Source organism: Vibrio sp. BS-M-Sm-2, from assembly GCF_041504345.1.
GTDB classification, from domain to species: Bacteria; Pseudomonadota; Gammaproteobacteria; order Enterobacterales; family Vibrionaceae; genus Vibrio; species Vibrio satsumensis.
Map to the genome: position 1 here is coordinate 173,730 of NZ_CP167894.1, position 25,273 is coordinate 199,002.

Genomic DNA, 25,273 nt, shown 5'->3' on the forward strand with positions numbered 1-25,273 from the left:
GCACCGCAGTCGCGCAAGTCATCAGGGCCACGACGTATGCGAATCGTCGATAAGTAGGCCGAATGTAGAGCGGCAGTCCAAAACCCATCAACATAAGTTTAGCGGATGTTTGACAACCGGGGGAATCCATGTAGAGGAATGAACCGAGCAATAGTGGCACTTGCCGCGAAGAACGCACGAATTATATGGTCGCTTTTACACAATCAAACAGAATATGAAAACTATGCTGCTTAAGTAAAACCTTAAGCAGCATAAAGAGTTAAACCCACCGGGTCATTGCAGACGCTAATGATGGAGATAGGTTAAGGCCACTTGCGGAGAGCCTGTTAATGCGGCGGACACATTAGATGTCATCTAACGAATAAGGCACCGCAGTCGCGCAAGTCATCAGGGCCACGACGTATGCGAATCGTCGATAAGTAGGCCGAATGTAGAGCGGCAGTCCAAAACCCATCAACATAAGTTTAGCGGATGTTTGACAACCGGGGGAATCCATGTAGCCGCGTTAAGTGGCGAGCAACGCTAACCACTATACTTAAACCTTTGTGACATAAACACATAAACACATAAACACATAAACTAAATTGACCCTAAAACGCCTTGCGTTGGGAGTCCGTCTTAAACGCTTTGTTATATGCTCAGTTCTGCATATTTAGTCTTGAAATAAATCAAGTTCTCGATTGATATAGTCCATTATTCGATCGTATTCCATTTCATCTACTTTTCCCGCTACGACATAACAAAGTAGATAAGAGGACACAAAATGAAACCGATATTGCAGTTTAGATTTGATATCGAAAGACCAATCTATTTTAACTTGTTCTTCAATTTCTTCGTTCATAGATTCAAATAGCGCATCATTGTTCATATTGTTACGCTTCGAGTAGAAAATAGTCGCTAGTTTATACATATTTTCTTTTGGGATATCGCCACTAGCAATAGCTTGTAGCGCCTCAAGTAACGCCTCATTGACTTCGATTAACCATTTTTCCATCAAAACTGCCCCTTGTATTACACTATTGGCATATAACGAATGATATGGACTCCCTCTACCTGACACTCTGCGTGCCATACTTACTTAGTACACGCTGAAGAACTGGAGGTTACTATGTCCACCATTAAAACTATTGGCGTTGACCTCGCCAAGAATGTGTTCAGTATTCACGGCGTTGATGCATATGGCAAGTGCGTCCTACGCAAAACTGTCAAAAGAAACAAACTCTTAGACACATTCGCGAAGTTACCTCCCTGCCTCATCGGTATGGAGGCGTGCTCTGGTGCACACCACTGGGCGAGAGAGCTACTGAAACTAGGTCATAACCCGAAAATTATGGCGTCCAAATTCGTTATTCCATATCGACAAAATGAGAAGAACGATGCCAATGACGCAGAGGCCATCTGTGAAGCGGTATCTAGACCCAAAACACGATTTGTCTCTATAAAAAGTGAAGAGCAACAAGCTGTGCTTTGCCTGCACCGTATTCGACAGGGGCTAATTAAAACAAGAACGGCGACTATTAACCAGCTCAGAGGTTTGCTTTCCGAATTTGGTATTGTGATGCCTCAGGGGCGCTACTCGGCTCAAAACACTATTGGTAGTGTCCTTGAAGATGCAGAAAATGGTTTGCCTATACTCGCTCGAGAGCTACTTCAAGATCTATCGAACAAGATTCAAAACCTTAACCTAGAAGTATTGCACTATGATCGCAGAGTCTCTGCTTTAGTTCATGAGATGGCTTCAGCCAAAGCCCTCATGGATATTCCAGGTGTCGGTGAACACAGTGCAAGTACCATTGTCGCGACCGTCAATGACGCCAAACAATTTGGCTCTAGCCGCCAATTTTCCGCTTGGATAGGGTTGGTTCCAAGACAATACTCAACAGGTGGTCATGTTCATCTTGGTCGCATCAGCAAAAGAGGCGAAAAACACATTCGCACTTTACTTATTCATGGCGCAAGAGCCGTTATTGCACGATGTAAAGAGAAAACCGATCGCAACAGTATTTGGTTAAATCAACTCGTTGAACGCCGAGGTTATAAACGAGCAGCTGTCGCCCTAGCAGCAAAAAACGCTCGTATAATATGGGCATTATTAACAACAGGAAAAGAGTACAAGATTAACTATGTAAACGGTTAACACTCACCGAGTCAAAGCAATAGCAAATGATGACAATACGACCAGACCGAGATGCCTAAACCTGTTTAATTGGGAAGTAATAAATACTGTTTAACGAATGAGGCTGGCATCAAGCGAATATCATCAAGGTGACGGAACGATTCCGATTAAACACCGAATGTAGAGCTGCTGTCCGATCCACTGTTGTCAGCGGGAGCTATTGTTGACAAAAGAGGGAGTCCATGTAGCCCTGTTAAGGGGTGAGCAACACAATACCGAAGCCGCCGCATTCCACCTTAAACACTAAAACCAACGCATAGTGAAAATGCCACACGTTGCGAATCCCTCTTGAACAGTTTGTTAGCTTATCGTATGCAGAATGGTGGCCAGCCAATATTGAGCCTCCACCATGCTTCTATCGCGTAACGAGTAGGGTAATCTTTCAAGTAAACACAACTGACAAACCAACTATATTTTGAAAACAGTGGACAATCTATTTTTATCGACATTTTAGTTGTACCTGCGTTACCTTCATCTAAAAGGTGTTCTAAAAGTCGCTTCTGTAAATCATTTTCAGTACCTGCATAAATGATTTGAAAACCATTGACTTGTTGAGTGAATCCAACTCCATCAGGTTTAGTCTTCCGTGTTTTTTTTAACTTCCCAGAACATTTTTGTATAGCTAACTTTAATTCGCCGATTGGCATGTCAGTTTCAATCCAATATAAACCTGAACTTTTACGAGCCAATTTAACTAAATCTGAACGACTTTTAACCTGGACTCTATTCTTTAGTCGAAGTTTATCTACTAACAAACCCACCTCTTCAATATGATTTCTAAAATTCATGCCAAATTTTGCACCTAAATTACCGAGGTAAGCTAACGCCGCGTTAAGTGGTGAGCAACGCAGACCACCACACCTAAACCATTGTGCCGTAAACACTAAATCTGAATCAAACCGAAAATGCCGTGCGTTGGGAATCCGTCTTAAACGCTTTGTTAGGCAAATTTGTCTTGAAAGTGTTGGATATTTATCCCATTTGAATCAAAATCGCTGTGAAGTTCATTTAAGTAATCAAAATTTGATAAATAATCAGATAGCTCGAATAGAGCTTGACCATTTGCTCCAAGACTATAGTAAATAAAGGATTTTTTATCTTTACCCTTTTCAGTATTACGTAACTCAACGAGGTCATTCCCATAGATAAATTGGAAAACCTCAAACTGTTCAAAGTCTAAGTTAGTGGATACATTAACAACTCCAGTAGTTGATGAAGCAAGCACACCAAGATCCGTATATTTTTGAATTAAGTGTGAATCGATACCATTTTTTTCGAAGAAAGATATAGACTTGTCGCAACCACGAATAATGAGGCGGTTTCGTTTTTCAACAAGCGAAAGTATGAGAGTTATTTCATCAATCTCCCTACCTGTAAGCTTGTCTATAAAATCCATCATTCGATAAGAGATCGAATTCTCCTTTTTAAGCTCACCAGCCAACAATTTACCCCAAAGCTGTTGAAGCTCATCGTTTGAGGTTTTTGATGCATAAGAATACCAACGATGTAGCCAATCTTCATTTAAAGGTGCACCGGAAGAGTCATTGCTATCCTCATTACAAAGTTGAATATATGCATGGTTGATTGAATTTAAAGCATTGGTTTCTTGGCGATTTCGGTCTTCAATCACTGCTGATAGTGTATGGCTTGCATTAAGCGATAAGGATTCAATTTGTTCTACTAATTGTAAATCATTTTTTGTGCGTTCAATTTTATGCTCATGAAGTATTTGCGCGACTTCAGTAGCTTGTTTAGCTTTAGCTAAACGTTTCATCTGATACGGTTGTAACGCACCGATCGATAACTTCTCGACCGAATCCCACAACCTAATAATTAAATTTTCACCTGGAAACTGCATACTTCCTCCTTTTGCCTAACAGTTCTTAGACAGAAAAATTCTGCATTTAAATACAGAATCATTCTATCTAGTTTCATATGAGCGGAACTCTACCACAATTAATCACAGTATTTCAGTGACTTAAAACATAGATAGGCTCATTGAATGACAAAATGCAGAATATTTCCATATAGTATGAATTTCGCAAAAAAACCGAATCACTGGATATAAAAACAGTAACCGTGCGCATACCCCAAACACAAAAAAGCCTGCCATCTATGTGGACATAAATGGCAGGCTTTATACGTTAGTTAAGCTTGTGAGTGGCTAGATTACGCGGCTTCGAATGCGAGGGCTTTCTTCTCTACTTGGCGGAAGATCAGCGTTAGTATGCCGTTTACTGCTAAGTAGAATGCACCAGCAATACCGAACACGGTGAGTGTGTCGTAGGTTTGGCCGTTAATACGCTGAGCGTAGCCCATCAAATCCATGATGGTTATGGTGCTTGCCAATGACGTGCCTTTGAAGACTAGAATCACTTCGTTCGAGTAAGCTGGAACGGCGCGGCGTAGAGCGTATGGCAGTAACACTTTCAGCGTTGCGATTTTGTCCATGCCAAGTGCGCGACATGCTTCCCACTGCCCTGCTGGAATCGCGTTGAATGCGCCTCTGAACAGTAGCGTGCTGTATGCTGCAGTGTTCAACGCTAATGCTAACATTGCACAGAACCAAGGTTGGCTTAACCAAGTCCACATGAAGCTTTCACGAATCCAATCAAACTGACCCGGGCCGTAATACACCAAGAAGATCTGGACCAGTAATGGTGTGCCGGTGAACAGCGTAATGATGCCACGTGTTAACCAGTGAATCGCAGGTATTCTTAGGATTAGCGTTACCGTCATCAGCAGTGACAAGATACAACCAACCAGCAATGAAGCGCCTGTGAGTTGAAGACTGGTCACTAAGCCTTCAAGCATTTGAGAGAGGTATTGTTGATTCATGCCATTGCCCCTTTGTTACCCAAACCTTGAATAGAGAACTTACCATCAATCACTTTTACTGCTCTTTGCGTAATCAATGTGATGATTAGGTATATAGCTGCTGCCGTTGCGTACCAAGTAAATGCTTCGTGCGTTGCTGCTGATGTTAGTTGTGCTTGTTTCAGCAAATCCGTTACGCCAATCAGCGATACTAACGCGGTGTCTTTCAGTAACACTAACCATTGGTTGGTTAACCCTGGTAGTGCGTGTCTTACCGCTTGAGGTAACACGATACGAAAGAATGCACGAGACTGAGGAATACCAAGCGCGCTTGCTGCTTCTCTCTGCCCTTTGCTTACTGCTTTTAGTGCGCCACGCAAGGTTTGCGAAGCGTAAGAAGCAAAAATAAGTGACAGTGCAACAACACCAGATAAGAACGGGCTCACTTCTATGAAGTCGCCAGTGATCATGAACAGAACTTGTGTCGAACCAAAGTAGATAAACAGTACGACCAGAATTTCTGGTAAACCACGAACAATCGTCACAAATGCAGTCGTTGGCCATTTGATTGCAATACGACGAGACATCTCACCACTCGCAAACAAAACTGCTAGAACCAATCCAACCAATAGGCTTACGAACGCAAGCTGAACAGTCATCCAGCTTGCTTCGACGAGCCCTAAAGAGTAACCCGTTAATTCCATAAATTACTTACCGAAGTACTTGTTGAAGATCTTGTCGTATTCGCCGTTCGCTTTCACCGCTGCAAGTGCAACGTTAAGCTGGTCTACAAGTTCTTGGTTGCTCTTGTTTACTGCGATACCAAAGCCGTTACCGAAGTACTCTTGGTTTGTTACTTGGTCGCCAACGTACGTTAAGTTGTCTTCTTTCTTGAACCATTCAGCTACAACAGCTGTGTCACCGAATACAGAATCGATACGACCATTCTTCATGTCGATGAATGCATCTTGGTAGCTTGAGTAAGGTACCGCTGTTACGCCAGTCATTTGCTCAAGTAGGTAGCTCTGGTGAGTAGAACCGTTTTGAACACCAACACGCTTACCTTCTAGTGCTGTTTGGTCTGCTACTTTTCCTTCAAAAGAGATGAATGCTGCAGAGTTATCGTAGTAAGCGTTAGAGAAGTTCACTTGTTGAAGACGCGCTTCAGTGATGTCCATTGCTGAGATAGCTGCATCGTAACGTTTGAATTTAAGTGCAGGGATCAAGCTATCGAATGCTTGGTTGTGGAAAGTACATGTCGCTTTCATCTCTTCACAAAGTGCGTTTGCTAGGTCTACGTCAAAACCTTGGATTTGGTTGTTCTCATCCATGTATTCGAACGGTGCGTAAGTCGCTTCCATTGCGAATTTGATTTCTTCTTGAGCTGCTGCATTGAAAGAAGCAAGGCCGATAAGTGAAGCTAGTAGAATCTTTTTCATTTTGTTACTCCGAATACTGTGTAATTGCGGCCTGTGGCCATTCTTATAATTTGAGTGATGTTGTGTTTAGCTAAATCTAGTGAGTTAACTTGTTTTTATGAGTGACTTAGTGAGTCAAATACTCAGCAAACTCAGGTGTCTTAGGATTAACGAATGAATCGCTGGTGCCGTGTTCAACGATGTACCCTTTCTCTAGGTACAGAACATGGCTAGCAATCTTCTTCGCGAAATCAACTTCGTGCGTCACTACCACTTGGGTAATGCCCGTCCCGCTCAATTCTTTAATAATGCTCACGACTTGATTGGTGATTTCAGGATCAAGCGCCGCTGTTGGTTCATCAAACAACAACACATCTGGTTTCATCATCAGCGCACGTGCAATTGCAACACGCTGTTGTTGACCACCAGACAGTTGAAGTGGCCAAGCGTCTGCTTTGTCGGCAAGTTGAAGTGTCTTTAGTACTTCTTGAGCTTGTTTAATCGCTTCTTGCTTATCCAAACCCGCAACTTTGGTTGGTGCTTCAATCAAGTTTTCCATCACTGTCATGTGTGGCCATAAATTGTATTGCTGGAACACCATGCCGACTTTACGACGAAGTTTAAGCCCCTGCTTCTCTTGGATTTGGCTTGAAAAGTCGAATTGCTCGTTCGCAATGTCTAACTCGCCGTTGTCCGCGATTTCTAGCAGGTTCAATACACGCAGTAATGAACTCTTGCCCGCGCCGCTTGGGCCAAGCAATACCAAGGTTTCGCCACTTTCACAGTCGAAACTGATGTCGTGAAGAACTTGGGTATCACCGTATGATTTGTTGATGCTCTTTACTTGAATACTCATGCCACAATACTGCATTAATTGTCATCTGCTGGTTATTCTATTCAATCCGAGGTTTTATGCAAGAAAAATGTATAAAAAACTACTTTGTTGAATTTTTGTAACAAATATTACACAAAAAACAGTCGCTATAACTGGTCTTACAACCAAAAGTTGCAAGTCATTGATAAAGTTAATATCGAGACAAAAAGCAAACGTTTTGCCATCAATTTATAAATCCTAACTCGATTGATAACTTATGAGCACACTCTCCTATCAATGCCAATTTACTTGCATAAAAATTAGAGTTAAATGCCCTATTTCCCTCTCACAATGACTGGATCAGAATGCTTATTTTTCCTTTAAGGTCGTTTCGAATTATTCACTTAGTGGTGAAGAAATATTGGAAATTGAGTTTCCTAGTGAGCGTCACAGCGCAATAAATGCTTTAATGGGTTCTATTCTCAACAACAATTACTTCCCAGCGAACAACTCGCAGTACAGGCAATAAGTAATAAGTAATAAGTAACAAGCCATCTATTTTTAAAGCGACAACACATTAAGGCAGTCATATGCAAAACGATGTCTCTTCTACGCTCGACTCAAACCAGCGACAGACTCAAAAAGATCCCGGTGCCAAACCTGAGAAAAAAAGCCTCCGTATTTTGTTTGAGCTGAGTAAATTCATTCAGCCTTATAAAGGTCGTGTTATTGCTGCGTTGATCGCGTTGATCTTCACAGCGAGCTTAACCCTTTCAGTCGGACACGGTATTCGCCTTCTCATCGACCAAGGTTTTAGCCAACAATCACTCTCAGATTTAGGCAGCGCAATTCAATTCATTATGGTCGTGGTCGTATTGATCTCGTTTGGTACTTTCTTCCGCTTCTATTTGGTTTCTTCTGTTGGGGAGCGTGTGAGTGCAGACATTCGCTTATCGGTTTTCAATCATGTTGTGACACTGCACCCGAGTTACTTCGAAACCAATGGCAGTGGCGACATCATGTCACGTATCACCACAGACACGACGCTATTGCAAAGTATCATTGGTTCATCGTTCTCGATGGCGATGCGCAGCGCGTTGATGTGTCTTGGTGCAATCATCATGCTGTTTGCGACCAACATTAAGCTAACGCTGATTGTATTGGCTTCGGTGCCGTTTATCTTAATTCCGATTCTTGTGTACGGGCGTCGTGTGAGGGCCCTCTCTCGTCAAAGCCAAGATTCGATGTCTGATGTGGGTTCCTATGCAGGTGAAGCAATTGAGCATATTAAAACGGTTCAAAGCTACAGCCGAGAAGAGCAAGAGAAAGCGTCATTCGCGGTAGAAGTGGAAAAGGCTTACGAGATCGGTCGCCAGCGTGTAAAACAGCGCGCGATTCTTATCTCCGGCGTTATCGTGATTGTATTCAGTGCTATCGCAGGCATGCTTTGGGTTGGCGGCAGTGATGTCATCAACGGCACCATGTCGGCGGGTGATTTAGCCGCGTTTGTGTTCTACGCAATCATGGTTGCCTCGTCATTAGGTACGATTTCAGAAGTGATGGGCGAGCTGCAACGTGCGGCAGGCGCTACCGAACGATTAATCGAGATTCTACAAGTCGAAAGCCACATTGTTGCGCCTGTAGAAAATCCAACATCACTAGATAACGTGACACCAGAAGTCGCTTTTGAAGATGTGACCTTCTGTTACCCATCCAGACCCGACCAACCCGCAACAAGTAACCTCACGTTAACTGCGCATGAAGGCAAAGTGTTGGCGTTAGTTGGTCCATCTGGTGCAGGTAAAACTACCCTGTTCGAACTATTGCAACGTTTCTACGACCCGCAAGTGGGTAAAGTGACGTTAGGCGGTGTTGAACTGAATCAGTTTGATCCTAACGAGCTAAGAAAGCAGATGGCGTTGGTGCCGCAGCAACCCGCACTGTTCAGTAACGATGTGTTCCATAATATTCGCTACGGCAACCCGCAGGCAACAGACGAACAAGTTATCGAGGCGGCTAAAAAAGCACACGCGCACGAGTTTATTCAAAACCTACCTGATGGCTACAACAGTTTTCTTGGTGAACGCGGTGTTAGGCTTTCTGGCGGGCAAAGACAACGCATTGCCATCGCTCGTGCCATCCTAAAAGATCCGAATATTCTATTGTTAGATGAAGCAACCAGTGCGCTAGACAGCGAAAGTGAACATCATGTTCAACAAGCTTTAGAAGAATTAATGCGTGGCAGAACAACCATCATTATCGCGCACCGATTATCAACAATTAAACACGCCGACCAGATTGCAGTGCTCGATAAAGGACAGCTAGTAGACATCGGCGACCACCAGTCTCTCATCAATAGCTGCGAATTGTACCAACGCTTAGTTGAGCTGCAATTCAAACACCTTAATGCCTAGCCATCGAGTGCATGTGTAACTAAGTGACTGACACTGTGTGATTTCAGGCTTCAAAAACTTGAATTACACATGTTGCAGTTTTGTTAAATTAGCGGTAGGGTTTTTATTCCAATAACAATAAGAGAGTTCGCATGGAAGCACTATTATCTGACTATCCGGTAGTAACAGAAATCCCTGTCGCTTGGGGAGAAATGGACGCACTCAATCACGTTAACAACGCCGTATATTTTCGCTATTTCGAAACCGCTCGCTTAGATTTTTTCAAGCACGTTGAGTTGATGGAAGAGATGGCGATTACCAAAGTTGGGCCTGTTCTTGGTGACACTTACTGTAAGTATTTCCGCCCAGTCACGTATCCAGATACCTTGATGATTGGCTCTCGTGTCACTGATATTCAAGATGACCGATTCACCATGGAATACGCGATTGTCAGTAAGACTCAGCAAAAACTTACGACCATTGGCACCGCGACTATCGTGATGTTTGATTTTGCTTCAAACCAAAAAGCCCTGCTCTCGCTGCGCTTAACCAACGAAATTGAAAAGATGAACACGTTGAAAAGCCCATGCTTCAAACAAGAAACAGTCACGGAATAACATATTCGCTGATTCAGAATACTCAGATACAAAAAGGCCACTCGATTGAGTGGCCTTTTGTTTATTGGTTCAAAGTGCTTATAAGCGTTTAAGTCTTATAGACCATGAACGCTTTTTGTCTTAAAAGCTATAGACCATGAACCCTATAAACCTTGCAGCTTATAGGCCTTGAACGTACTGCGCATTAGTGCGAATCTCGACCATCTGCTCCAGGTTCTGTTGTGAACCTTCAACGCCGTTCAGTAGCGCTTCGAAGTGCTTGATAAGCTCTACTTTGTCTTGTACTTCTTTTGAACCTGCACCGATGTTGGTTAGGTCAATAAAGAACTCGTCGAACAGACCTGAGAAGTCAGTTACTGCGTCATGGTTTAAGAACTGCTCGTGGTTGTAAATACTTGGGTAGCCGCCCTTCTGTTTATCAACCGCGAAAGAGATGCCTTTCACGTTGGTAATCGTGGTCGCTTTCTCACACTTCAACATACAACCCGCTTCAATGCTTGGCTTATTACAACCTACAGTTCTTTGGAAGAAACACTGACGGCTGGTCATCATCAAGATTGGGTGGTAGATGCTGTAGAACAGTTTGAAGTTCTCTGGGCGACGAATATGACGAATCTGACCTTTATTGATCTCGTTCGAAATGAATGCGCCAGCACAGTTAAGCTCTTCTTTCAGAGTAACCAATGCGTGAGAGTTGGTTGTGTTCATGAACGGGCCAGCAACCCACTCGATACCCATCTCGTAAGCTTTGTAAGCAATACCCGTGTTGTTTGTCACGATGCGAGCAGGCTTAATTTCTTCAAGAATACGAACGGCTTCGTCGTAATCTTTACCGATCAATACCGCTGGGAACCAAGGAATCAAACGTGGGTTTGCTGCCAAGATGTCGATGTACTTGTTGCAACGCTTCTTGAAACTTTCAGGCAGTTTGAAGTAAACATCCGCGTTAGTCACATCACATAGGTGTAAGTCTTCTACATCAGCGATAAGCATAGACATAGTCGGCTTCTCGTTCACTTTAGGGTGCTGAGGCAATGCTGGCACTTCAACATGCTTAATCACTTCCACAGAGCCGTTCAGAATGAAGTCGATCTCGTCTTTAATATCTGAAACCTCTTTTAGAGGAATCAACAAACCCGCGTCCAGTTCACTGAAATCATGGCTTTCTAACGTGTGAACTGCACTCTTCACGTTTTTGAATCGCTTCTCAAGTAGCTCTTGAGTAATAGCCTTCTCTTCAACCGCTTTCAATAGCGATTTAGATTGAAGGGTAAAGTTCTCTTTTGGCGTGTTCACGGTCACCGTAAATGGTTGACCCAATTTTGCGCTGAACGACAGTGCTACTGGTGTCTTGCGAATATCAAGGAACTCGATCTTTTCACGCATCTCGTTACCAAGAACGTCTTTCGCTTGGTGAAGTTCGTTGGTCACCTCTTGAATCTGTACTACAGAGATTTCGTTGTTCTGCTCCGTCGCTTTCTCAACAGCGTAGTTCATGCTGTTGTCGCGCGGGTTATCGATGAACATGTCTTTCGTTAGGTTGCCCTTTAGAAAAGAGTTGGTGAAATCACGGTTGAATACTTTGTGCAGGTTCGAATCGTCTTCGATCAACAAACCACTTTCTACAAAGCTATCAATCTGTTTACGCCATGTGTCTACCACGGTGTAAACGTAGTGTGCGCCTTTAATACGGCCTTCTACTTTCAATGAGTCGACTTTCGCATCAACCAATTCAGGTAGGTCGTAGTAAGCTGAGTTATCTTTCAGGTTGAGTGGGAACTTGTTGCCCGCGTTGGTGATTTCATATTCATCACGACACGCTTGGCTACAACGACCACGGTTACCTGAGTTACCCACACTTACTGAACTTGAGTAACATTGACCTGAGAATGCGATACACAGAGCGCCGTGTACGAACACTTCGGTTAATACATCGTGATCGTGTGCCACTTCCGTCAGCATCTTGATTTCAGGCAGGTTCAACTCACGAGATAAGTTAACGCGTGTTGCGCCAATCTTAGACAAAAACTTAATCTGGCCTTCGTTGTGCGTTGTTAACTGAGTCGACGCGTGAACGTCTAATGATGGGAAATGCTTCTTAACCAGGTTGAATAAACCCAAGTCTTGAACAATGATGCCATCCACTTTGGTGTTCACAAGCTGGTTCAGCAGTTTGGTGATGCTCTTAGTCTCGTGCTCCAGTAGCACAACGTTAAGAGTCAGGAACACTTCACAGCCGTATTCATGAGCAAGGCGAATCACACCATTCAATTCGTCTAACGATAGGTTAGAGGCTCTGTTACGAGCGTTGAATGTGTCTAAACCACAATAAACTGCATTAGCACCCGCTACGATGGCGGCTTTTATCGCTTCTACATCGCCACCTGGGGCTAATAACTCAATTTTTCTGCTCATTTTTGAAGTCGCTCACTTACTTATAATTTTTAAGCCGCGTATTCTACCCACATCACGATCTCTTTACCACCGTACAACACTTTTCAAACTAAATGACCTCAATAATGCCGAACGAATCCGACCTACCTATCCTCTACTCTTTGCGCCGCTGCCCTTATGCAATGCGCGGACGAATGGGCATCGCACTATCACAGCAAAAAGTGTTACTTCGAGAAATCGTTACCAAAGACAAACCTAGCGAACTATTGGCCAGTTCGCCAAAAGGCACTGTTCCTGTTTTGGTTTTACCGAATGGACAAATCATTGAACAAAGCATAGAAGTGATGAACTGGGCACTTCAACAAAATGATCCTCAAGATCTTCTACGCTCCAACAATCCAACACTTAGCGAGCAAGTCCAACAGCTGATTAAAACCAACGATGATGACTTTATTGGTCACTTAGAAAAGTACCGTGCGTCTGTTCGTTACCGAAACATCGATGTAGAGCAACGTCGACACGCTTGCGAAGTGTTCATTAGTCAATTAGAAGCGCAACTCACAAATCAGCCCTACTTATTTGGAGAAACCCCAAGCTTGGCCGACTTCGCGGTAATGCCGTTTGTCAGCCAGTTTGTAAGAGTCGAAAAGAAGTGGTTTGTGCAATCTGAATATCAAAACGTAGGACGTTGGTTAAGAGCTCACTTGGAAAGTAAGCTCTACACCCAGGTCATGAAGCAATACCCTTTGTGGAATGAAACTAAGCAAGATTGTATTTTTGGTGGATAAGGGTAGAGACAGCGTGGCAACCAAGGTAATTACGTGACACTGTATCTTCTTTGTAATGAACAGATATTCAAAGGCTTAACTGGGTCTCCTCTGTCTCTCTACCGGTAACTACTGTCTCTTAACTAGCCACCACTGTCTAAGCTAAGCCTTTTGTTCATTTTAAATTGATCACTGAATCGCAATCGAAATTTCTACTTCAGTTTCACCTTTGTAAAATTCGAAATCTGTTGTGTAAGTTCGAACATGTGGGCAGTCTGCAGCATTGAAATACGCCCACACTTCACCCCATAGGTCGATCACTGCTTGAGGGAGTTCACCTTCAGCAGAAAACGTTAAGTATTTGCCTGCTTGTATTTCGGTTTCGACAAGCGCATCTAAATTGTTATCGGTGAGTGCGCTAGTACAAGCGATGACATCAAATTCACCCGTAAAGTCAGACTCGTAGTTTGTGTAGACACCATACACTTTTGAATCCGGCGTTAATTTCGGAAACGCTTGGTCAAAGAAGCCCTGCCACAATTGGCCTATCTTGGCTGTTGCTGGGTCCATCTCATTGGTATTGGTGGTTCTTACTGAAAAACCATATGCCTTTACGGCTTCAATCATTTGTACTTTCATTCGTTTTTTCCTAAGCCAATTGACGCTGTAATTCTGTTAGATCTTAACTAATCTTGTATCTCTTTATGACCACACTTTTCGCAGACAAGATGACGAGAAAACTCATCCATTGACGCGATAAACGGACCGAGGAACCAACCTTTAATCACTCCTGCCCAAAACTCGCTGCGCTTTTGGTTAGGTTTGTCTGCAAATGCACTCGTCTTTCTAACCAACACAACAACGTGTTGTGTGTCTTCTCGGCACGCGGTGCAATAGCATTGCTCTATCGTGTTATTCATTTAACAACCTATGACGTTTTGAATGAAATCTGCTGAAAATGAGGATTATCGACACAGACTTCTAGTGTGGAAAGATCAGTGAGTACGACGAGTTGTTCCGAACCGTGAATACTGACCTTAATACACTCTTCACGGCTGTCATTGCGTTGAGTATCTAACCCGACGCATTCAATCTGCTCGCCAGATTTCAGAGTTAACTTGATTGGGTATCGGTGCATACACACAATCTCAATATAATCGTAATCGTTGCAACTAATCATAATACCCCTCCAATTCATCCACCACGCTAATGCGACACGCCATACTATGCAATATGCATATAATCAATCATTTACCTAAATCACATGATGGTCACCCGTAACCAAACCTGCTTTGAATTCGGGATAATCAAGCTATCTCATTCACGTTTCTTCTACTCACACCTAATTATTCTTTCACTGTTAAATAATAATCGAGAATAGAACAATGAAAACCATGAACTATTTACACGTGTTAGCTTTCTTGGGTTTAATCGCTTCAATGATAGCCTTTAATGCGAGTGCAGCCTCAGAAGTCGATGCGAGTCACTTCGCCAATGGCAAAACCAAGTATCGACAGCTTTGTCAGGTGTGTCATGGCGACAAAGGTCACGGAAACGGGCCTACTGCCGCTTCGTTACCACACAAGCCCGCCAATATCGCTAATAAACTAGGCGGCTTTTTTACCAGTCCAAGTTCTTTGGCGGATGACATTTTAGAAGGTAACGTAGAACAAGGTATGCCAGCGTGGAAAGGTACAATTACCAAGCAAGATGCTCTGGATATTCTGACGTACATAGAAGCTATCCAATAGTAAACGCTGTTCCATTCGCCTTTTGAACCGATATATCAGTCAATACTCCTCGTTCTATTGCGCTATCTATTTGATTGATTACACTCAATTTAATGGATAGTGAATAATACGGAATGTTATGACCTTTAAACCTTTAGCACTAAGTAGCCTGATACTTGTTTCAACGGCGACACACGCCGTCAGCTTTATCGATGAAATTGATGGCCAACTCGATATGGGAGAGTACCTAGCAGAAAATGCCTACGGTTTTCTTCCTGTGCCAATTCTAATTACAGAGCCTGCGGTAGGATACGGTGGCGGCTTCACCGGTATCTTCATGCACGAATCTGAAGAACAAAAAAACACGCGTAAAGAACTCGCTGAAAAATCCATCGATGGTGGCGCGCAGCTTCTCACCCCTGCAATCACTGCGGTTGGCGGCTTTGCGACAGAGAATGGCACTTGGATGGCGTTTGTTGGTCACAAGCGCAGTTGGAATGAGGATTCAATACGCTACCTTGGTGGATTAGGTTATGGCGATATCAACATGACCTTTTATCGACAAAGCTCTCCGAATACCTTGTCTCCACTCGCTCCAAACGAAGGTGTTGAGTTAGGGCTAAAAGGCATGGGAGGAATACAAAAACTCCAATTTAGAGTGCCCGACTCGCAATGGTTACTGGGGTTTTCTCAACAATTCTTCGCACCCACTCTTTCACTTAATAATCATCCTAAAGCGCAAGAAATCTTAAACAACATTGGCAACACGTCACCGACCTCTTCCGGTTTGGGTCTAATCGCTGAATACGACAGCAAGAACAGCTTCTTGAATCCGACGAAAGGCTACAACTATGTCGCGGAATACCTTTGGTTTGGTGATGCGATTGGCAGTGACTACACCTACCAAACGTTTAATGTGGAAGGGCTGAACTATTGGGAGTTAAACAAGGAGTGGAACCTAGCATTGCGAGGGCAGTACAAATCATTGTCGACCAATGAACGAGTGCTTTCTCCTCAATATTACCCAGACATTGAACTGAGAGGTATCGCCCGCAATCGCTATCAAGGTGAACACACGGTCGCGGCAGAAGTTCAAGTAAGCAAACAATGGACACCACGTTGGTCAACCGCGGTGTTTACGGGAATTGGCTATGCGGGTGACAGCGATAAAGACATGTTTGATCAAAGCTCTCACGCTGCTTACGGCGTCGGTTTCCGTTACCTGATCGCAAGACGCTATGGTTTAATTTCGGGAATTGACCTCGCGTTCAGTGAAGAAGATACCGCGCTCTACTTCCAAGTCGGTGCGGGTATCTAATTCATTACGCTGTGCTTACCCGATAAATCAAAGCGATAAACCAAAGCAGTAACGATGAGACAAAGCGCTCCGGTCACAATAATTACTTGAATGCTTTCCAATATTGGTAAAGCCCATTGATATCTGAAGAACACATCAACGACATTGCGCCTTTGATCTGTTCTTCGCTCCACGCCCACCATTTCATTGCTAGCAACTGAGCGATTTCAGTTTCATTGAAACGATAACGGATGTGACGCGCTGGGTTTGAACCAACAATCGAGTATGGTGCGACATCTTTAGTCACAACCGCTCGACTTGCGATGATGGCTCCATCACCGACCTTAACACCACTCATGATCATGGCTTCTGTGCCAATCCAAACATCGTTACCAATCACGGTATCACCAGAGCGTTCAAAGCCGTCTATCGCACCTTCAAACTTCTCGTCGTCTTGATAGAAGAATGGGAAGGTACTCACCCACTGGTTTTGGTGACCTTGGTTGCCCGCCATCATAAACACGGCGCCAGAGCCAATCGAGCAATAGCTGCCAATGATCAGTTTATCGATGTCTGATCTATCCGGTAATAGGTAACGCGCACAGTCATCAAAGCTGTGGTTATGGTAGTAACCCGAGTAATAGCTGTGCTCGCCCACAATAATGTTTGGGTTGGTCACTTGTTCTTTGAGTGACTTACCAACAAACGGACTTTCAAAATGGTTTTTCATGTTTGTACTCTTAGTTTCGTTCTTTTAGTTAGGTACTTTTGTTGCGTGTTGATGGTTGTAACTGGTTTACCTTAATTTGAAGACCAATACGCCCTATCGACCGCCAGCAATATCAATAAACGAGCCGGTTACATACGAAGCTTCATCAGATAATAACCAAGCGATAGAGTTCGCTACTTCTTCTGGTGTGCCACCTCGTTGTAATGGTAGCTGCGAAGCTAGTCTGTCTACGCGATCTGGCTCTCCGCCGTCTGCATGCATCTCAGTATAAATACAACCTGGCCTTACGCCATTCACTCGGATATTGCGTGAAGCCAATTCAAGCGATAAGCCTTTGGTTAGTGAATCCATCGCACCTTTCGATGCTGCGTAATCCACATACTCAAACGGTGCGCCTGTGCGAGAAGCGGCAGACGATACATTCACAATCGAACCTGCACTATCAGCTTGTTTGATAAAGGCTTTACTGCACAGAAAGCAGCTTGATACGTTGGACTTCATCACCTTTTCAAAGCGATCCAATTCGATGTCAACTAATGGTGACTGGGTAAACAAAATCCCGGCATTATTGACCAAGTGGGTCACTGGGCCTAGCTTGTTACGAGCAATCTCGAATAAGGATTTCACATCCGATTCAACAGACACATCCGCACGCACGCTTATCGCGGTTCCGCCCTGCTCACGAATCTCATTCACTAGGTCTTCAGCTCGCGACTCATTGTGTATGAAGTTAACGCATACGGCATAGCCTTTAGTGGCCAACAATCTAGACGTCGCTGCGCCAATGCCTCGGCTTCCGCCGGTTACAATCACTACCTTGCTCAATGAAACCTCCTAATACTTACTTATTCGATGCAACCTGATTATTCGATATAAGCTGATTGCTCGATACTACCTTAACCCACTGCGATCGCCACGCCGGCGCTTCGAATGGGTCTGGCCAAAACTCAGTTTGCTTTTGAATTAAACCATCAACGACCGTGTGAAAGGTGATCACTCGGTCTTTCAATACACTGTCTGTAACTGAAACGTCCGTTACTACGGTATCACCTTCACAGACAATCGAATTGAGCGTGAACTCCCAAACACCATTGGCTGGGTATTCAGAGTTGATTGCCGTGAAGTTGGCACGCCCTACCGTCAATTCAGACGACTGGGGCCAATAGCCTTCAAAATCTGCGGCTAGCCATTCACTTGCCTTTGCAAAATCATTACTGCGCATTGCATCCCAAAATCCTAATACCACTTGTTTTGGTGTCATCACTCTTCCTTAAAGTCATTCACGTTTGGTGATTTTTAAGTTTACTGCTTCGTTATGCATACTTAGCTTTCTATGCGTACTTGCTAATGATCGTTAAAAGATCATCGACACTGTTCGCAATGTAATCGGGCTTGGTTTGCCAATTTTCAGGCTCAGATCGGCTATAACCTGCGGCCACGGCAATCACTTTTGTGCTCTTACCCAGTGCAGATTCAATGTTACGAGCAAATTGTGTGTCCGCTTCATGGTCACCGATATACATCAAACAAAGCTCATTAGCTTGTTCTGCTCCAAATATGTTCTCAACACATTTCACACCACCAAACGGGTGTGGTTTTTGGTTGCCATTAGAGACATCGTCATAACCCACTACCGATTTAAACAAATCGCCAATGCCATAACTGTCGAGCACGGCGCGAATGTTCAATTGAGAGTTTTGAGAGCAGATTCCATGAGGAAGATGAGCAAACTGATTGACCACCGTTTCCATGCCGTCAAACAAAGCTACGGCTGTTTGGTTTTTCTCTTGATGCTCCGCCCACATTCCACCAGCAATCAACATTTCGTCATGGGATAAGCCGTAGTAGTCGACATATAAGGCTTGCCAGTTTTTAGCGCCGTGGTTGGCTTCATGATAAAGCGTTTCGCTGAGCAGATATTTAGGTAAGTTATCACCTGACAAGTGTGGTGCGACCAAAGAGATAATGTCTTTTGTGATTGCAATATTTTTGGGAACAGAATTGACTAAGGTTCCATCGTAATCCCACAGGATGGCATCTAACCTCATACACTATCTCTTTGTTTAAATTGACGATTTGAATTTATCACTCAAAACCCTATTGAGGGAAACCTTATTGTCTTAAATTTCAAAATTTGTCTAATAGGAACAAAGCCAGAGAACAAATCGTTGCTAGAAAACAAAAACCAAACAGCCTTTGCTCACATCACTACTTTATCAATTGCAATATATGCGTATAATCCCCGCTCCATTGCGCTATCACCATTAAAAATAGCGCCATTCAACATTTTTAATGAGTACCCAATGTCGAAACTATTTTTCAAAGGCCGTATCGAAACAAGACAGAACCACGTTCTTGCTGGCTACAACGTAAACCGCGATGTAAAAGCGGGTACTGAAGAATCTCCAATCGCAGTAATGGTTCAAACTGAAGCGCGCAAAGCAGAAGTTGAAGCACTAGCCGCTGAAAATACTATCTTCGTTACCGTTACAGTCGACGCAGACAAAGAAGAGAACACCATCGAGCTTGATACTCTACTAAACAAGCCAAAAACGATGACGATTGAAAAGACCCCTAACCGTAACGACCCGTGTTCTTGCGGTAGCGGTAAGAAATACAAGAAGTGTTGTGCATAAGGCTTCTTACTCAAACTGCCAATAGCACGATGAGTTAAGCAATACCTAACGGGAAGAGCATTGAGGTCTTCCTGTTTTTATTTGTATAAACCAAACTCAGTCTAGGTTGTCTGGTGTACGTAAATTGGTTCCACACTTTGTACATTTATAGTCACCGTTTCCGCCACTTGAAGCTAGCGACGATAAAATCATTCCAAGTAACCCTGGCTTCTTTTCATGTTGTGGCGCTTTTTCGGATTGGTTACTGAACATAGTGTACTTGTGCAGAGTCAGTTCTTTGCAGTTACAACAGAACGCTCTTGTTTGTTCGCTTCCATACATAATATCTATCGCCTTTGCCAATCACAAAAATCCAACGCATGGCAAATATGCCACACGTTGAACTAAATCGATACATTTTATAAAGTTGCTCGCAAATCGAAATGCTCAAGTGTGATCTTGGTTTTCTACGTATTAACCAACGTGTTGGCGCACAAAGTTGTTTAGCTCAGTTACGCTTGTGATGATGTGTACCTCTTTATCTTTGGCTCGTAATTCTAAACGTTCTCTGAAGTCTTCATTCCAAAATTTAGGGCACAGTTTTAGTGTCTTGTAACTTTGTATCGTCCCTTTCACAACTGAACTGCCTTCAGGCCAACCTTCTGGTTTCACAAACAAGCCTTTCAACATACGTTTGGTCACAAACCAATAGCTCATCGGGTAAGGAAGATCGATATAAACCAAAGTATCTGCCGCGTCTAAGCGCTTGTTAAACGAGTCTAGCGGGCCAAAGCCATCGATGATCCAGCTGTCGGAACGCAGTATGCTCTCGTGTGCTTGTTCAAACTCAGCACTGTCAACGAACTCACCATTCGCCTTGTAAACGATGGAGTCTAGCTGGTGAAGCTCTAAGCCAGTTGCAGCTGCGAGTGCCTTACTTACGGTAGATTTGCCACTACCAGGCTTACCAAATACCGCTACTTTCTTCATATAACTTCCTTCTTTGAGATAAACCCCATAAGGCAGATACGAAAAACCCACCTCACGGGTGGGTTCGATAAATAAAACGCATCCAAAAACCCACCATTCCTAAGGAATGATGATAATTCGTTGGTTAAGTTGCGCTAAATTCAGTTTCATATAACTACTTTTATATATTGTTGTTTAATTGTCAACACGCTGACTAGTAAGCAATATCATCGTCATATTGCACCCATTAGTAAGCTTAATGAGTACTTATTGGACTTTGCTATTTCGCTTTCGCCACTGTCGCTTCTGATAGCTTGCTTAGTACACCAGATATTTTCTTAACTACCTCGTCACAGCCATTAATCGCGTGACGCTCTACCAAGTAATTAGGATCGTTGTAAGACAACCATACTTTCTTATTAGAATCCTCTGTGACTAGCACCTTCTGCGGTAAATCTATCGCGACTTCTTGAGCACATTGCATTAATGGTGTGCCTACTTTTGGATTACCGAAAATAATAACCTCGGTTGGTCTAAGTTCGAGATCAACGTTACTCGCGTTTTTCTGATGGTCAATTCTCGCAAACAATGTCAGGCCTTTGCTTTTCGCTATCTCTTCAAAGCGGTCGGCTGTCTCTTTCACTGAATAATTACTTTGGTACTTTATCAAACCGTCAGAAGCGGCGACTGAAAAGGATGCCGAAAGTAAAATGGCGCATAGGGGTAGTAGTTTTTTCATTGTTACCTCTGAGATTTAACCTAATTAAACATACGTTTATCGCGCCATCTTAACGTCGTGGCGTAACCTTCCTCAGTATAGACTTGTTTCAAATCTCAGTTTGCCGAGAGGATCACCTTTCTAATGCGTCTTATTATCATGCAATAGCTTGTTACCTAAGTGTTCTAATACTTTGTGATACTAAGAGTTAGAAACCCAAGGCCCGTGTAGCTCAAACGTATGCTCATCAAAATCAATCACACCTTGAACACCAATCGGTGTCACGAGCATTGGATGAGTGTGACAACTATCAAATCCATAAAGTATCGGAACGTCTTTTCCATTTAGAACTTCAAGAAGTACGTCGAGTGGTGTGCGCCCTGTCCCTTTGTTATCAAACAACTCGTGCTTTCCAAGAACGATAGCGCCCACCTTATCGAATACGCCACATGCCAATAAGTGAGCAAATGAACGCTCAACCGACTCAATACCTTTTAATGAGTCTTCAATTAAGAGAATATCGCCATCGCGAATTTCCGGCATGTATTGACTCCCCCATATTCCAGCCATCGTGCTCAGATTACCGCCAATCACACGGCCACTTACCTTGCCATTACCGATGAAATGCCATTCGTTTTCATAGACGGGTTTGGCTGAGTTTTGTGTCTCCCAATCGTGTTTGATGTCTGTCCACACCTTGGGCATAGTGTATTGATGTTGGCTCGCACTTGAGCACAAGATTTCACTAAATGATTGGAAGGTTTCGTCGACTAACGGCGGGAATTCACCAAATGATGCGACCAGTGCCGGGCCATAGAAAGTCACTAAACCCGTTTTGGCATAAATCGCCAATAACAATGCGGTGACGTCTGAGTATCCGATGATGATCTTCGGATCCTTTGTTAGCGCCTCATAATCAATATACGGAAGTAGAGAATTACTGTTATTGCCACCAATCGTCGACATGATGCAGCGAACTTCAGGATCACGAATCAGTTGGTTTAACTCTTCGGCTCTTTCTTGAATTGAACCAGAACGATAACGGTCAGACTTCCCCGTTAATGAACCTTCGACCAAGGTGAAGCCTTTCGCTTCCAGATAATCTTTAGCACGAGCAAACCGATTGGGAGCGAACACAGTCGCAGGGGAAGACGGTGAGAAAAATCCAATTTTGTCACCTATGTTTATTTTGTCACCGATGTTTAAAGCCTTTGGGTATGTCACTTCCTTTGTCCTCCATAACAATAAGGAACCGCTATTTTAATCTTTCAGACTCGTCATTTTTTAATGTTAGAACTTATTTGTAGACGGTTCTTAGAGTTCAATATAGAGCCTCAACATGTCTTGATGTTGAATGCCATTTTCGAAGATTGGTGCTGGATAATGGTCGATGAAATGATTCTTGATGATTGAATCGACTCGAAAGCCTGCTCGTTGATAGTAAGTAAGCTGATAACCAAAGGTGCCTGTCCCTAATTCAACGCGCTTAACGTCATGTTGAGCGAGTTGCTTCAATGCGAAGGCCAACACCTTTAAGCCGATACCTTGCTGTTGATGCGCAGGGCTTACTGACACGTTGAAAATTTCCGCGACATTTTCACCAATGAGCTTAACAAAGCAGACACCAAGAACTTGATTGTCTTGCTTGGCAGCGTAGCACCATGACTCATCCAGGTATGACTCATTACTGCCTTCTGATGGATCAGCTTCAAGTAACAATGCCATTGGGATTTCGCGTGGCTCAAGTTCTACATATTCCATTTAAACCTCTAAACGCCTGAACACTCACATAGTCAGGTTACTGTAATCTAAGAATCTGATTACTAACAGGTTTAAATCGCAAAAACACGCTCTGTGGTAAGGCAAGCTTAATACTTATCAATGCCACGACTTAGTGCCGCACTTCTCGCATTGGTATTGTGCTTCCTGATCAATGAAGAAACTTGAAGCGTGCTTGTCATCTTTAAAAAATAACGTCATCAAATATTCTATCAAGATTCCAATCTTCCACTGCCTGGCTTCTGATTCAGCTTCCGCTTTTGTTTCAGAATCTGAACGACTGGCAAGTACGTGTGGAGTCAATGAATGACAGGTTTCGCAATGGTATGGGTGCTTAATGTACTTATTATCAATCATTTATATGTACCAACTAACATTTATAAAGTTGATCGCATGGTAACAAGTAATCGTTGGAGACTCTAACTTATTATTTGAAAAGGAATTTTTATCAGAAGGTTAAATTGAAAGGAGCAGACACACGGTGCTAGTACCATGTGTCATGAATCTATTACTGTTACGGTTAATCTAATTGATGAGCCTCGGTGAGTAAGCGTTAAGCTACAACTTCAACAGAACAAGTGATCTCGATTGTAGGTTGAAGCTTTATCTACTCCTTATGTCGGAAATAGAGAATACACACCGATACTGTATAAATAAACAGTATCGCGATATTTTGAAGAGAATGTCACATTCTAGAAAGCGAGCGGCGATAATTTGATTAAGTCAGTAAGAGACACTTGTAGCCCAAGGTATAATCGAACCTACTTCATTAACCCTTGTTCAGCTGCCGTTTCAAGCTACACCTCGAGTTCACTCCATAGCGCCTTACTGCCCTTAGAAATGCGCTCACCGTTAAAAGTCATTACCTTATCTTTGGATATGTTGTGCTTCTTCCAGCTATGACCACCACCATGGATGTTATGAAGTAAAGGTGGCACTCTATCAATCGCTTTACCAAATCGAGCTTCTGGTGACTCTCCCGCTTCGAATTCAAGCCATAGTTCTAAATACTCGGTTCTTAAATGGCTAGGTAATGACTTAAGCAAGCGCTCAACGCAGTTTCTCTCTTTGAGTTTGTTTTCTTCGGTCTCACTGGCGTAAATGATCGTGTCGCCTGCGTCGATTTCCCCTAGGTCATGAATCAAAAGCATCTTCATCACTCGCGTAATATCGATTTCTTCGTTGGCATAATCTTTCAACATAAGCGCGCTTAAACAGACGTGCCAACTGTGCTCAGCCGAATTTTCATATCGATCCAATCCAACCGGTTTTGTTTGTCGATAAACATCCTTTAGCTTTTCGATTTCAGCCATGAATTGAAGAATGCCTTTAATGTCTTCCACGATGGTCTTCCTTGAGTTGAGTTGATGAGTTTAGATAGGTAAATGGTTAGCGCAATCAGCCAGAGTCATTAACCCCATTGAACCGCCATTTTGTAATAAGAGACACCCGATTTTTCGAATTCACTTCCCTCAATCGCCATCCCAAACCTTCGATAAAAACCTAGAGCAGAGGTTCGAGCGTCACACCAAAATCTACCTGTTAGCCATTGGATGATCAGGGTTTAACTGAAGTAGATCCCATAAGTTACCGTAAAGGTCTTCAAACACAGCAACGGTACCATAGTCTTGCTCTTTAGGCTCTCGGACAAAGTTAATGCCCAAAGACGTCATACGTTCGTAATCACGCCAGAAATCATCGGTGTTTAAGAAGAGGAATACTCGTCCACCAGCTTGGTTACCGATTAAATCAAGTTGCTCTGGCTTGGAAGCTCTAGCAAGCAACAGGCTCACACCAGTTGAGTTTGGTGGAGCAACAACAACCCAACGCTTATCTTCTTCTGGTAGATACGTGTCTTCGATGAGATCAAACTGAAGCTTGTTTACATAGAAATCAAGCGCTTCATCGTAGTCTTTTACCACTAATGCAATGTGGACAATATTCTGTTTCATAACATACCTTGTTGGGGTTTTAGCTGAGGGGAATGATGCCATCAAGCTGGAAAAGACACTAGGTGTTAACGCTTAGTTTAGTGTTAT

Annotated in this window: 30 protein-coding genes and 1 pseudogene; 7 read left to right on the top strand and 24 right to left on the bottom strand. The window is 43.3% G+C overall.

Annotated elements, in window-relative coordinates:
• Positions 1-652: 652 nt before the first annotated feature.
• Positions 653-994: a hypothetical protein gene (locus AB8613_RS00670; RefSeq protein ID WP_372384199.1), complete on the bottom strand. Its 342-nt coding sequence runs from the start codon at positions 992-994 to the stop codon at positions 653-655.
• A 114-nt stretch (positions 995-1,108) separates the two neighbouring features.
• Here AB8613_RS00670 and AB8613_RS00675 point away from each other — a divergent pair, with 114 nt between their 5' ends.
• Positions 1,109-2,137: an IS110 family transposase gene (locus AB8613_RS00675; RefSeq protein WP_372384200.1), complete on the top strand. Its 1,029-nt coding sequence runs from the start codon at positions 1,109-1,111 to the stop codon at positions 2,135-2,137.
• 344 nt (positions 2,138-2,481) lie between these two features.
• Here AB8613_RS00675 and AB8613_RS00680 read toward each other — a convergent pair whose 3' ends face one another.
• From AB8613_RS00680 to artP, 6 genes are all read right to left on the bottom strand, one after another.
• Positions 2,482-3,060 carry a hypothetical protein gene (locus AB8613_RS00680; RefSeq protein WP_372384201.1) on the bottom strand — a complete coding sequence of 193 codons (579 nt, stop codon included), beginning with the start codon at positions 3,058-3,060 and terminating at the stop codon, positions 2,482-2,484.
• A 56-nt stretch (positions 3,061-3,116) separates the two neighbouring features.
• On the bottom strand, positions 3,117-4,034 hold the full coding sequence (locus AB8613_RS00685) for a DUF2806 domain-containing protein (protein ID WP_372384202.1): 918 nt from the start codon (positions 4,032-4,034) through the stop codon (positions 3,117-3,119).
• Between the two features lie 311 nt (positions 4,035-4,345).
• Positions 4,346-5,014, bottom strand: coding sequence for an arginine ABC transporter permease ArtM (gene artM / locus AB8613_RS00690; RefSeq protein ID WP_017080525.1), 669 nt, complete (start codon positions 5,012-5,014; stop codon positions 4,346-4,348).
• The gene (gene artQ, locus AB8613_RS00695; RefSeq protein ID WP_123326108.1) at positions 5,011-5,697 is read right to left on the bottom strand and encodes an arginine ABC transporter permease ArtQ; all 687 of its coding nucleotides are present in this window, start codon (positions 5,695-5,697) and stop codon (positions 5,011-5,013) included. The genes artM and artQ overlap by 4 nt, the downstream gene beginning before the upstream one ends.
• Positions 5,698-5,700: 3 nt before the next feature.
• The gene (locus tag AB8613_RS00700; RefSeq protein ID WP_372384203.1) at positions 5,701-6,432 is read right to left on the bottom strand and encodes a lysine/arginine/ornithine ABC transporter substrate-binding protein; all 732 of its coding nucleotides are present in this window, start codon (positions 6,430-6,432) and stop codon (positions 5,701-5,703) included.
• Between the two features lie 106 nt (positions 6,433-6,538).
• Positions 6,539-7,267 (bottom strand): arginine ABC transporter ATP-binding protein ArtP, encoded by a 729-nt coding sequence (gene artP, locus AB8613_RS00705; RefSeq protein ID WP_372384204.1) that lies wholly within the window; start codon positions 7,265-7,267, stop codon positions 6,539-6,541.
• A 548-nt stretch (positions 7,268-7,815) separates the two neighbouring features.
• On the opposite strand from artP, the gene AB8613_RS00710 reads away from it, so the two are divergent.
• Together AB8613_RS00710 and AB8613_RS00715 are read left to right on the top strand one after the other, a co-directional pair.
• On the top strand, positions 7,816-9,639 hold the full coding sequence (locus tag AB8613_RS00710) for an ABC transporter ATP-binding protein/permease (RefSeq protein WP_372384205.1): 1,824 nt from the start codon (positions 7,816-7,818) through the stop codon (positions 9,637-9,639).
• A gap of 131 nt (positions 9,640-9,770) precedes the next feature.
• Positions 9,771-10,235 carry a thioesterase family protein gene (locus tag AB8613_RS00715; RefSeq protein WP_048658683.1) on the top strand — a complete coding sequence of 155 codons (465 nt, stop codon included), beginning with the start codon at positions 9,771-9,773 and terminating at the stop codon, positions 10,233-10,235.
• 159 nt (positions 10,236-10,394) lie between these two features.
• On the opposite strand, the gene AB8613_RS00720 is transcribed toward AB8613_RS00715, so the two are convergent.
• Entirely contained in the window at positions 10,395-12,650 is a 2,256-nt protein-coding gene (locus AB8613_RS00720) for a peptidase U32 family protein (RefSeq protein ID WP_372384206.1), read from the bottom strand.
• A 173-nt stretch (positions 12,651-12,823) separates the two neighbouring features.
• On the opposite strand from AB8613_RS00720, the gene AB8613_RS00725 reads away from it, so the two are divergent.
• Positions 12,824-13,417: a glutathione S-transferase gene (locus AB8613_RS00725; protein ID WP_372384834.1), complete on the top strand. Its 594-nt coding sequence runs from the start codon at positions 12,824-12,826 to the stop codon at positions 13,415-13,417.
• Positions 13,418-13,585: 168 nt separating this feature from the next.
• On the opposite strand, the gene AB8613_RS00730 is transcribed toward AB8613_RS00725, so the two are convergent.
• Genes AB8613_RS00730 through AB8613_RS00740 form a run of 3 tightly spaced genes read right to left on the bottom strand, consistent with a single transcriptional unit; the run spans position 13,586 to position 14,576 of the window.
• Entirely contained in the window at positions 13,586-14,035 is a 450-nt protein-coding gene (locus AB8613_RS00730; protein ID WP_372384207.1) for a GyrI-like domain-containing protein, read from the bottom strand.
• A gap of 47 nt (positions 14,036-14,082) precedes the next feature.
• On the bottom strand, positions 14,083-14,316 hold the full coding sequence (locus AB8613_RS00735; protein WP_136980905.1) for a hypothetical protein: 234 nt from the start codon (positions 14,314-14,316) through the stop codon (positions 14,083-14,085).
• An 8-nt stretch (positions 14,317-14,324) separates the two neighbouring features.
• Positions 14,325-14,576, bottom strand: a complete 252-nt coding sequence (locus tag AB8613_RS00740; RefSeq protein ID WP_146491521.1) for a Rho-binding antiterminator — start codon at positions 14,574-14,576, stop codon at positions 14,325-14,327.
• Positions 14,577-14,781: 205 nt separating this feature from the next.
• On the opposite strand from AB8613_RS00740, the gene AB8613_RS00745 reads away from it, so the two are divergent.
• Both AB8613_RS00745 and AB8613_RS00750 read left to right on the top strand, forming a co-directional pair.
• Entirely contained in the window at positions 14,782-15,147 is a 366-nt protein-coding gene (locus tag AB8613_RS00745) for a cytochrome c (RefSeq protein WP_372384208.1), read from the top strand.
• Positions 15,148-15,265: 118 nt separating this feature from the next.
• On the top strand, positions 15,266-16,444 hold the full coding sequence (locus tag AB8613_RS00750) for a BamA/TamA family outer membrane protein (protein ID WP_171308245.1): 1,179 nt from the start codon (positions 15,266-15,268) through the stop codon (positions 16,442-16,444).
• A gap of 82 nt (positions 16,445-16,526) precedes the next feature.
• Here the strand turns inward: AB8613_RS00750 and catB are convergent, their stop codons facing one another.
• From catB to AB8613_RS00770, 4 genes are all read right to left on the bottom strand, one after another.
• Positions 16,527-17,153, bottom strand: coding sequence for a type B chloramphenicol O-acetyltransferase (gene catB, locus AB8613_RS00755; protein ID WP_372384209.1), 627 nt, complete (start codon positions 17,151-17,153; stop codon positions 16,527-16,529).
• Positions 17,154-17,246: 93 nt separating this feature from the next.
• Complete coding sequence (locus AB8613_RS00760) at positions 17,247-17,978, bottom strand: glucose 1-dehydrogenase (RefSeq protein WP_372384210.1); 732 nt, start codon at positions 17,976-17,978, stop codon at positions 17,247-17,249.
• Positions 17,979-17,994: 16 nt separating this feature from the next.
• The gene (locus AB8613_RS00765) at positions 17,995-18,414 is read right to left on the bottom strand and encodes a nuclear transport factor 2 family protein (RefSeq protein WP_146491516.1); all 420 of its coding nucleotides are present in this window, start codon (positions 18,412-18,414) and stop codon (positions 17,995-17,997) included.
• Between the two features lie 70 nt (positions 18,415-18,484).
• Positions 18,485-19,201, bottom strand: coding sequence for an HAD family hydrolase (locus AB8613_RS00770; RefSeq protein WP_372384211.1), 717 nt, complete (start codon positions 19,199-19,201; stop codon positions 18,485-18,487).
• 255 nt (positions 19,202-19,456) lie between these two features.
• On the opposite strand from AB8613_RS00770, the gene AB8613_RS00775 reads away from it, so the two are divergent.
• On the top strand, positions 19,457-19,789 hold the full coding sequence (locus AB8613_RS00775) for a PBPRA1643 family SWIM/SEC-C metal-binding motif protein (RefSeq protein WP_372384212.1): 333 nt from the start codon (positions 19,457-19,459) through the stop codon (positions 19,787-19,789).
• Positions 19,790-19,885: 96 nt separating this feature from the next.
• Here AB8613_RS00775 and AB8613_RS00780 read toward each other — a convergent pair whose 3' ends face one another.
• The 9 genes and pseudogenes from AB8613_RS00780 to AB8613_RS00820 all read right to left on the bottom strand — a co-directional run bounded on the left by AB8613_RS00780 (position 19,886) and on the right by AB8613_RS00820 (position 25,186).
• Positions 19,886-20,110, bottom strand: coding sequence for a hypothetical protein (locus AB8613_RS00780; RefSeq protein ID WP_372384213.1), 225 nt, complete (start codon positions 20,108-20,110; stop codon positions 19,886-19,888).
• A gap of 132 nt (positions 20,111-20,242) precedes the next feature.
• Positions 20,243-20,758, bottom strand: coding sequence for an adenylate kinase (locus AB8613_RS00785; RefSeq protein WP_372384214.1), 516 nt, complete (start codon positions 20,756-20,758; stop codon positions 20,243-20,245).
• Positions 20,759-21,017: 259 nt separating this feature from the next.
• On the bottom strand, positions 21,018-21,476 hold the full coding sequence (locus AB8613_RS00790; RefSeq protein WP_146491513.1) for a DUF302 domain-containing protein: 459 nt from the start codon (positions 21,474-21,476) through the stop codon (positions 21,018-21,020).
• Between the two features lie 180 nt (positions 21,477-21,656).
• Entirely contained in the window at positions 21,657-22,679 is a 1,023-nt protein-coding gene (locus AB8613_RS00795; protein WP_372384215.1) for a S66 peptidase family protein, read from the bottom strand.
• Positions 22,680-22,769: 90 nt separating this feature from the next.
• Positions 22,770-23,216, bottom strand: coding sequence for a GNAT family N-acetyltransferase (locus tag AB8613_RS00800; RefSeq protein ID WP_372384216.1), 447 nt, complete (start codon positions 23,214-23,216; stop codon positions 22,770-22,772).
• 117 nt (positions 23,217-23,333) lie between these two features.
• Positions 23,334-23,591 (bottom strand): hypothetical protein, encoded by a 258-nt coding sequence (locus AB8613_RS00805; RefSeq protein WP_372384217.1) that lies wholly within the window; start codon positions 23,589-23,591, stop codon positions 23,334-23,336.
• A gap of 440 nt (positions 23,592-24,031) precedes the next feature.
• A complete protein-coding gene (locus AB8613_RS00810; RefSeq protein ID WP_372384218.1) occupies positions 24,032-24,577 on the bottom strand; it encodes an HD domain-containing protein in 546 nt (181 codons plus the stop codon).
• 68 nt (positions 24,578-24,645) lie between these two features.
• Positions 24,646-24,768, bottom strand: a pseudogene (locus AB8613_RS00815) (GNAT family N-acetyltransferase); the annotation flags it as partial.
• Position 24,769: 1 nt separating this feature from the next.
• Positions 24,770-25,186, bottom strand: a complete 417-nt coding sequence (locus AB8613_RS00820) for a VOC family protein (RefSeq protein WP_372384219.1) — start codon at positions 25,184-25,186, stop codon at positions 24,770-24,772.
• Between the last annotated feature and the right edge of the window lie 87 nt (positions 25,187-25,273).